At 69.3% G+C, this 8,684-nt stretch carries 8 protein-coding genes; all 8 read left to right on the forward strand.

Translation table 11 applies throughout. The annotated features are described in order from the left end of the window. Positions 1–63: 63 nt before the first annotated feature. The 8 genes from ilvC (at position 64) to DEJ01_RS15060 (ending at position 8,152) form a co-directional block, all read left to right on the forward strand. On the forward strand, positions 64–1,089 hold the full coding sequence (ilvC, locus tag DEJ01_RS15020; protein WP_027466530.1) for a ketol-acid reductoisomerase: 1,026 nt from the start codon (positions 64–66) through the stop codon (positions 1,087–1,089). Between the two features lie 209 nt (positions 1,090–1,298). Then, positions 1,299–2,489, forward strand: a complete 1,191-nt coding sequence (locus tag DEJ01_RS15030; protein ID WP_071405813.1) for a mannitol-1-phosphate 5-dehydrogenase — start codon at positions 1,299–1,301, stop codon at positions 2,487–2,489. Between the two features lie 59 nt (positions 2,490–2,548). Beyond that, positions 2,549–3,013 carry a hypothetical protein gene (locus DEJ01_RS15035; RefSeq protein WP_111047588.1) on the forward strand — a complete coding sequence of 155 codons (465 nt, stop codon included), beginning with the start codon at positions 2,549–2,551 and terminating at the stop codon, positions 3,011–3,013. Beyond that, a complete protein-coding gene (locus DEJ01_RS15040) occupies positions 3,010–3,393 on the forward strand; it encodes a hypothetical protein (RefSeq protein ID WP_146247637.1) in 384 nt (127 codons plus the stop codon). The genes DEJ01_RS15035 and DEJ01_RS15040 overlap by 4 nt, the downstream gene beginning before the upstream one ends. 156 nt (positions 3,394–3,549) lie before the next feature. Next, on the forward strand, positions 3,550–5,139 hold the full coding sequence (gene serA / locus DEJ01_RS15045; protein WP_071405810.1) for a phosphoglycerate dehydrogenase: 1,590 nt from the start codon (positions 3,550–3,552) through the stop codon (positions 5,137–5,139). 13 nt (positions 5,140–5,152) lie between these two features. Continuing rightward, positions 5,153–6,226, forward strand: a complete 1,074-nt coding sequence (locus DEJ01_RS15050; protein WP_071405821.1) for a 3-isopropylmalate dehydrogenase — start codon at positions 5,153–5,155, stop codon at positions 6,224–6,226. 15 nt (positions 6,227–6,241) lie between these two features. Next, a complete protein-coding gene (locus tag DEJ01_RS15055) occupies positions 6,242–7,351 on the forward strand; it encodes a branched-chain amino acid aminotransferase (RefSeq protein ID WP_111093458.1) in 1,110 nt (369 codons plus the stop codon). Between the two features lie 30 nt (positions 7,352–7,381). Continuing rightward, entirely contained in the window at positions 7,382–8,152 is a 771-nt protein-coding gene (locus tag DEJ01_RS15060) for a fumarylacetoacetate hydrolase family protein (protein ID WP_027466538.1), read from the forward strand. Positions 8,153–8,684: the final 532 nt, after the last annotated feature.

An 8,684-nucleotide genomic window follows, 5' to 3' on the forward strand; every position in this document is an offset into this window, starting at 1 on the left:
CACACCCTTCCCGGGCGCCGATGGTGCCCGGCACCGACCACAGAACCAAGGAGACACACCCTCGTGACTGACATCGTGTACGACGCCGACGCCGACCTGACGCTCATCCAGGGCAAGAAGGTCGCCGTCATCGGCTACGGCTCGCAGGGCCACGCCCACGCCCTCAACCTCCGTGACTCGGGTGTCGAGGTGAAGATCGGCCTGCAGGAGGGCTCGAAGAGCCGGCAGAAGGCCGAAGAGGCGGGCTTCGAGGTCCACACGCCGGGCGACGCCACCGCCTGGGCCGACGTCGTCGTCATCCTCGCGCCGGACCAGGTCCAGCGCATCGTCTACGCCGAGGACATCCGCCCGAACCTCAAGCCGGGCGCGACGCTCGTCTTCGGCCACGGCTTCAACATCCGCTTCGGCTACATCGAGGCGCCCGAGGGCGTCGACGTGTCGCTCGTCGCGCCGAAGGGCCCGGGGCACACCGTCCGCCGCGAGTACGAGGCCGGCCGTGGCGTCCCCGTGATCGTCGCCGTCGAGGTGGATGCGTCCGGTTCCGCCTGGGACCTCGCGTGGTCGTACTCCAAGGCGATCGGTGGCCTCCGCTCCGGCGGCATCAAGACGACCTTCACCGAGGAGACCGAGACCGACCTGTTCGGCGAGCAGGCCGTCCTCTGCGGTGGCACCTCGCAGCTCATCCAGTACGGTTTCGAGACCCTGGTCGAGGCGGGCTACCAGCCGCAGATCGCCTACTTCGAGGTCCTGCACGAGCTCAAGCTCATCGTCGACCTCATCTGGGAGGGCGGCCTCACCAAGCAGCGCTGGTCGATCTCCGACACCGCTGAGTTCGGTGACTACGTCTCCGGCCCGCGCGTGATCTCGCCGGACGTCAAGGAGAACATGAAGGCGGTGCTCGCGGACATCCAGAACGGTGCCTTCGCGAAGCGCTTCATCGAGGACCAGGACGCCGGCGCACCGGAGTTCAAGGCGCTCCGTGCCAAGGGCGAGGGCCACCCGATCGAGGCCACCGGCCGTGAGCTCCGCGCGCTCTTCGCGTGGAAGCAGAACGACGGCGACTACGTGGACGGCTCGGCCGCGCGGTAGTCTTCCGAGAACCACTCGATGACTAGGCGGCGGTGCACCTGCACCGCCGCCTCGCGATGTGACCCGAACGTTATGCAGCAGCTCTTCTCCAGCCCCGACGCCGCGGACCGGCGTCCCTCCGCCGTGCGCGCGGACGATTCCCGACACCCGTCGGCCGTGCTGCGCACCCGCGGTCAGGACCGCCCCGACCAGCATGGGATGATCGTTCGATGGCGGTGACGAAGCGAGCGGTCCACATCGGCGCCGGCAAGATCGGGCGTGGGTTCGTGGGCCAGTTCCTCGTGGCGAGCGGCTACGAGCTCACCTTCGTCGACGTCGACGAACGCGTGGTCTCGGCCCTGAACGAAGCCGGCCGGTTCGTGGTGCACGAGGTCGGCGAGATGCCGGTCGAGCACCTCGTCTACGGGTTCCGTGCGCTCAGCAGCAAGACCGACCGCGAGCGTGTGGTCCAGGCCATCGCCGAGGCCGACGTCGTGACCACCGCCGTGGGCGCCCGGACACTCCCGCTCGTCGCGCCGCTCATCGCCGAAGGCCTCGCGGCACGCCCGCTCGAGCGCGGCGACGTCACGATCGTCGCCTGCGAGAACGCGTTCAACGCGACCGACTCGCTGCACGCCAGCATCCGCCGCGCCCCGATCCTCGAAGACCGCGACATCGCCGCCGTCTTCGCGAACTGCGCGATCGACCGCATCGTCCCGGACCAGTCCGGTGTGCTCGGTCAGTCCGGCGGCCTCGACGTCGTGCTCGAACCGTTCTACGAGTGGGTCATCGAGCGCACCCCGTTCCTGGGCTCCGACGCCGAACCGCCGACGATCGAGGGCGTCACCTGGGTCGACGACCTGCAGCCGTTCGTCGAGCGCAAGCTCTACACGGTCAACACGGCGCACGCCACCGCCGCCTACCACGGCTACGTGCGGGGCATCCGGCTCATCCGCGAAGCACTCGAGGACGACGCCGTCCGCGCCGAGGTCGACGGGGTGCTCGCCGAGACCACCGCGCTGCTGATCGCGAAGCACGGCTTCGACCCCGAGGACCACGCGCGCTACGTCGCCGCGAACCTCTCCCGCATCGCGAACCCGCACCTGCCGGACTCCACCGCGCGCGTCGGACGCAACCCGCTCCGCAAGCTCGGCCGTCGTGAACGCTTCGTCGGCCCGGCGTCGCAGCTCGCCGAGCGCGGCCTGCCCGTCGAGCACCTGCTGGGTGCCGTCCGCGTGGCGCTCGCCTTCGACGACGAGAACGACCCGGAGTCGATCGAGCTGCACGCACTCCTGCGTTCCGGGGCGACCGCGCACGCGCTGACCGAGATCCTCACGGGCCTGATGGAGAGCCACCCGCTCTTCCCGGCCGTCCGCGACGTCGTCGCCGAGGTCCTCGCGACGCAGCCGGCCGACGTCTGACGTCGGCCTCCCGGCCGCCGCTGGTCCTCCCGGTGTCGTGTCCCTCGTAGAATCGGGGCATGACCACGGCAGCATCACCACCAGACGGGTCGATCGACCCGGACGTGCCGAACGCCGTCGACACCGACGACGCCGCCCTCAGCTGGGGTGACGCCGACGACGCCACCCACGTCGACGCGGCGCACAACCCGGTGGCGGTGCGCGAGCGCGGCGAGCGGGACCCCGAGGCGCCCGAGACCTCCGGCGCGCTCGTCGGGTTCGGCGTCTTCGGGGGCCTCTACCTCCTCTACACGGTGGCCTGGCTCCTCACCGCGTCGACCGCGTACGTCTCCGGCGTCGACACGGTCCTCACGCTCTTCGTCGAGGTGCTCCGCTTCCTCGCGATCCTCGCGCCGGCACTCTGGTTCACGGTGGTGCTCTGGGCAGCGCGCAGCAGCCGCACGCGGACCCGCCTGCTCTGGATGCTCCTCGGTGCCGTCGTGCTCTTCCCCTGGCCGTTCCTCCTGACGCGGAGCTTCGGGTGACCGGGGCAGTACCGGCGACGACCCGCCGGAACAGCGCCCCCGTGGTCGCGAAGATCGTGGTCTGGGTCGTGTTCGCGGCGCTGTTCGCGTACATGACGGTGCAGGCCGTCGGCAACCTGACGCAGATCAACCAGCGGGTGGACGCCTTCAACGCGTTCCTCCAGACGACCTCGGGCGGCGACTCGCTGCAGACCAGCACCCCGTGGCTGTGGCTCGTGCTCGACATCCTCATCGCGCCGGTCGCGTTCGTCGCGGCGATCGTCATCACCCGGCGTTCGAGCCTGCGCGTCACGATCGCGGTGTTCGTGGTCGCCTTCGCGGGCGCCGGCGCCCTCTGGCTCGACCTCCAGCTGTTCGTCCCGACGCTGCTGGACTTCTGACGCGACCCGTCGACGGCCAGGAGGCACGGTGCGGCCCCGCCCCGCGCCTCCTGCCCTCGTGTGGTTCTCCACAGGACCGCTCCCGCGGTCGTAACCACCGGCCCGCGTCGATAGCATGGTGGGATACCAACCGTCTCGAGTGAGGAAACAGCTGCTGTGTCGAAGCCGGTCGTCCTGATCGCCGAAGAACTCTCGCCCGCAACGGTCGACGCCCTCGGGCCCGACTTCGAGATCCGGAACGTGGACGGCACCGACCGTCCGGCGCTCCTGGCGGCGCTGTCCGACGCGCACGCCGTCCTCGTGCGGTCCGCCACCAAGATCGACGCCGAGGCGATCGCCGCGGCACCGGTCCTCAAGGTCGTCGCCCGTGCCGGCGTCGGCCTCGACAACGTCGACATCAAGGCCGCGACGACCGCCGGCGTGATGGTGGTGAACGCCCCGACCTCGAACATCATCTCGGCGGCGGAGCTCACGGTGGGGCACATCCTGTCGCTCGCACGGCACATCCCGGCCGCCCACGCCTCGCTGGCCGCCGGTGCGTGGAAGCGCTCGTCGTACACCGGTGTCGAGCTCTACGAGAAGACCGTCGGCATCATCGGCCTCGGCCGCATCGGCGCGCTCATCACCCAGCGGCTGCAGGCCTTCGGCGTGACGGTCATCGCGTACGACCCGTACGTCACCACCGCACGTGCGCAGCAGCTCGGGGTCGAGCTCGTCTCCCTCGAGGACCTGCTGCGTCGGGCGGACTTCACCACGATCCACATGCCGAGGACGCCGGAGACCCTCGGCATGATCTCGGACGACCAGTTCGCCCTGATGAAGCCGACCGCGTTCGTCGTGAACGTGGCCCGCGGTGGCCTGATCGACGAGGACGCCCTGCACCGGGCCCTCACGTCGAACACCATCGCCGGCGCCGGCCTCGACGTCTTCGTCGCCGAGCCCCCGAAGGACTCGCCGCTCCTGGCACTCCCGAACGTCGTCGTGACGCCGCACCTCGGCGCCTCCACCGACGAAGCGCAGGAGAAAGCGGGCGTCTCGGTCGCCAAGTCGGTCCGTCTCGCCCTCGGCGGCGAGCTCGTGCCCGACGCGGTCAACGTCGCCGGCGGGGTCATCGACCCGTACGTGCGCCCCGGCATCCCGCTCGTCGAGAAGCTCGGCCAGGTCTTCACCGCCCTCGCGACCTCGCCGGTCACGAGCATCGACGTCGAGGTGCACGGCGAGCTCGCCGAGTACGACGTCAGCGTGCTGAAGCTCGCGGCGCTCAAGGGCGTCTTCACCGACGTCGTCAGCGACCAGGTCTCCTACGTCAACGCTCCGCTCATCGCCGAGCAGCGCGGGGTCACCGTCCGCCTCATCACCGAGACCGACAGCCCCGAGTACCGCAACGTGCTGACGATCCGCGGTGCCCAGTCCGATGGCCCGGCGATCAGCGTCTCCGGCACGCTCACCGGCCCGAAGCAGGTCGAGAAGCTCGTCGAGATCAACGGGCACGACGTCGAGGTGCCGCTCGACCGACACCACGTCGTCATGGAGTACACCGACCGTCCGGGCATCGTCGCGGTCTACGGCAAGGAGTTCGGCCAGGCCGGCATCAACATCGCCGCGATGCAGATCTCGCGCGAAGCCGCCGGTGGCCAGGCGCTGAGCGTCCTGACGGTCGACTCGCCCGTGCCGGCCGAGATCCTCGAGCACGTCCGCTCGGCGATCGACGCGTCCTCGCTCCGCGAGATCGACATCACGCTCTAGGGGAGTGGCGGACATGAGCAGCGCGCAGACGATCCGACTCGCGGTCATCCGTGGTGACGGCATCGGCCCCGAGGTCGTCGACGAGGCCCTGAAGGTCCTGCACGCGGTCCTGCCGGACGACCTCGTGGTGCAGGAGACCCCGTTCTCCCTCGGCGCCGCACGGTACCTGGAGACCGGCGACATCCTGACCGACGACGACATGGCAGCGATCGCGCAGCACGACGCGATCCTGCTCGGAGCGGTCGGCGGTGACCCGCGTGACCCGCGGCTCGCCGGGGGCATCATCGAGCGCGGGCTGCTCCTCAAGCTCCGCTTCGCGTTCGACCACTACGTGAACCTCCGGCCGACGACGGTGCACCCGGCCGTCCCGACGCCGCTCGCCGACCCCGGCGAGGTCGACTTCGTTGTCGTGCGCGAAGGGACCGAGGGGCCCTACGTCGGCAACGGCGGCGCCATCCGGACCGGTACCCCGCACGAGATCGCGACCGAGGTCTCGTTGAACACCGCCTTCGGCGTCGAACGGGTCGTGCGGTACGCCTTCGCGCTGGCCGACCGACGCCCGCGTCGCCACCTGACCCTCGTGCACAAGAGCAACGTCCTGGTGCACGCCGGAGCCCTCTGGCAGCGCACCGTCGCGGCCGTCGGCGCCGAGTACCCGGACGTCACGGTCGACTACCAGCACGTGGACGCGGTCACCATCCACATGGTCCGCGATCCCGCACGGTTCGACGTCATCGTCACCGACAACCTGTTCGGCGACATCATCACCGACCTGGCCGGCGCGATCAGCGGCGGCATCGGTCTGGCGGCCTCGGGCAACATCAACCCGGACGGCACCTTCCCCAGCATGTTCGAGCCGGTCCACGGTTCCGCGCCGGACATCGCAGGTCAGCAGCTGGCCGACCCCACCGCCGCGATCCGTTCCGTCGCCCTGTTGCTCGACCACCTCGGTCGCGGTGACCTGGCGGCCGCGGTGACGGCTGCGGTGGAGTCCGACCTCGCCGACCGGGGCACCACGCCGCGTCGCACGGCCGAGATCGGCGACGCGATCGCCGCCGCGGCCACGGCACGCACCACCACCGCCTGAGAAGGAGTCCTCCCCATGAGCACCGACACCGCCTTCGGACTCGAGTTCGCCAGCACCCCGTCCGCCGACCGCCGCGCGGCTGCCGAGCGTGAGCAGATCCTCGCCGACCCGGGCTTCGGCAAGCACTTCACCGACCACATGGCGACGGTCGAGTGGACGCTCGACGACGGCTGGCACAGCGCGTCGATCCACCCGTACGGGCCGCTGTCCCTCGATCCGAGCGCGAGCGTCCTGCACTACGCCCAGGAGATCTTCGAGGGGCTCAAGGCCTACCGGCACGCGGACGGCTCGGTGTGGTCGTTCCGACCGGACGCCAACGCCCGACGCTTCCAGCGGTCCGCCCGACGCCTGGCGCTCCCGGAGCTCCCGATCGAGGCGTTCGTCGAGTCGATCCGGCAGCTCGTGCAGACCGACGTCGATTGGGTGCCCTCGGCGCCCGAGACGAGCCTGTACCTGCGGCCGTTCATGATCGCGACGGAGTCGTTCCTCGGGGTGCGCGCGGCACAGGCCGTCGCGTACCACTGCATCGCGAGTCCGGCCGGTGCGTACTTCACCTCGGGCCCGAAGCCGGTGTCGATCTGGCTGTCGACGCAGTACGCGCGCGCCGGCAAGGGCGGGACCGGTGCGGCGAAGACCGGCGGCAACTACGCCTCGTCGCTGCTGCCCCAGCAGGAGGCCTACGAGCACGGCTGCCAGCAGGTGATGTTCCTCGACTCGGTGGAGGGCAAGTACCTCGAAGAGCTCGGCGGGATGAACGTCGTCCTGGTCAAGTCCGACGGCACCCTCGTCACGCCCGACTCCGACTCCATCCTCGAGGGGATCACGCGTGACTCGATCCTGCAGCTGGCCGAGGACCGCGGCCTGACCGTCGAGAAGCGCCGCGTGACCCTCGACGAATGGCGTGACGGCGTCGCCGACGGCTCGATCACCGAGGCGTTCGCGTGCGGGACCGCCGCCGTCGTGACCCCGATCGCCGAACTCCGGGGTGACGGCTTCACGATCGGTTCGCCGACCGTGGGGGCCGGGGAACTCACGATGTCCCTGCGCGATGAACTCACCGACATCCAGTACGGCCGTCGTCCCGACCCGCACGAGTGGATGACCAAGCTGACCGACGCGTCCTGATCGACCGGCGGGCGTGGGTAGGGTCGAACGGTGAAGATCGCACGGTTCAGCAGCAAGGGTGAAGACCCCCGGTACGGCATCCTCGACGAGCGCGCTCTGGTGGTGCTCGCGGGGGACCCGATGTACCAGGGGTTCGAGACCACGGGGGAGCGCGTGGCACTCGCCGACGCCAAGCTCCTCGCCCCCGTCATCCCGCGGTCGAAGGTCATCGGCGTCGGGCTCAACTACTCGGAGCACGCCTCGGAGATGGACGAGCGTGCCGGCGACGACCCGGTGGTGTTCCTCAAGCCGAACACCTCGGTGATCGGTCCGGACGAGCCCATCCGCCTCCCGGCCGACATCGGACGCGTCGACCACGAGGGCGAACTCGCCATCGTGATCGGCTCGCTCGCGAAGAACGTCCGGCGCGAGGACTTCGCGAGCGTGATCCTCGGCTACACGATCGCCAACGACGTGACCGCCCGAGACCTGCAGGCTCGCGACGGTCAGTGGACCCGGGCGAAGGGCTTCGACACGTTCTGCCCGCTCGGCCCGGTGATCGAGACCGAGATCGACCCGTCGGACATCCGCATCGAGACCCGCGTCGACGGTGACCTCCGGCAGGCGGCCTCGACCAACGAGATGGTGCACGACATCCCGTCGCTCGTCGAGTTCGTGTCCTCCATCTGGACCCTCCTGCCCGGTGACGTCATCCTGACCGGGACTCCGGCCGGTGTCGGGCAGATCCGTGACGGTGAGATCGTCGAGGTCACCATCTCCGGCATCGGTTCGCTCAAGAACCCGGTCATCGCGCGGCACTGACAGCGCTCCCGAACGGCCCGTTCCCCCAGGTGGGGAGCGGGCCGTTCGGCGTTACCGGGGGAGTACGCAACCGCGGCGCAGAGGGCGACACGCCCGGGATGTGGGCCGGCTTGGCGCTCCCGTTCACCTCTGCGTAAAGTAATCACTCGTTGCCGCTGAGGCGGAGAACGGAACGGCCGAGACGATCACCGGGTTGAACACCTGGAGATGCAGTCCGGACGGGGTCCCGCTCGGGCAACCAACTCCTCGGAAACACGACCTCTGGTTGTGCGCCCAGGATGTTGTACAAGACGAATGCCTCTCTGGCGGAACCTGTGATGGGTCGAGCGGGGAGTGCGTCTGGTCCTTGAGAACTCAACAGCGTGCACATTGTCAATGCCAATTTATTGATTGACCTCGTGCCTGGTCGGCTTGCTGATCAGGTCATGAAGCAATTCCTTTTGGATTGAAGATTGTCAGTAGACAGTCAACAGTCAGAATCAACTCGGTCCGATGCCTTCGGGTGTTGGGTCTGTATTTTTTTACGGAGAGT

Origin of the sequence: Curtobacterium sp. MCLR17_040, from assembly GCF_003234735.1 — a bacterium.
Classification (GTDB): Bacteria; Actinomycetota; Actinomycetes; order Actinomycetales; family Microbacteriaceae; genus Curtobacterium; species Curtobacterium flaccumfaciens.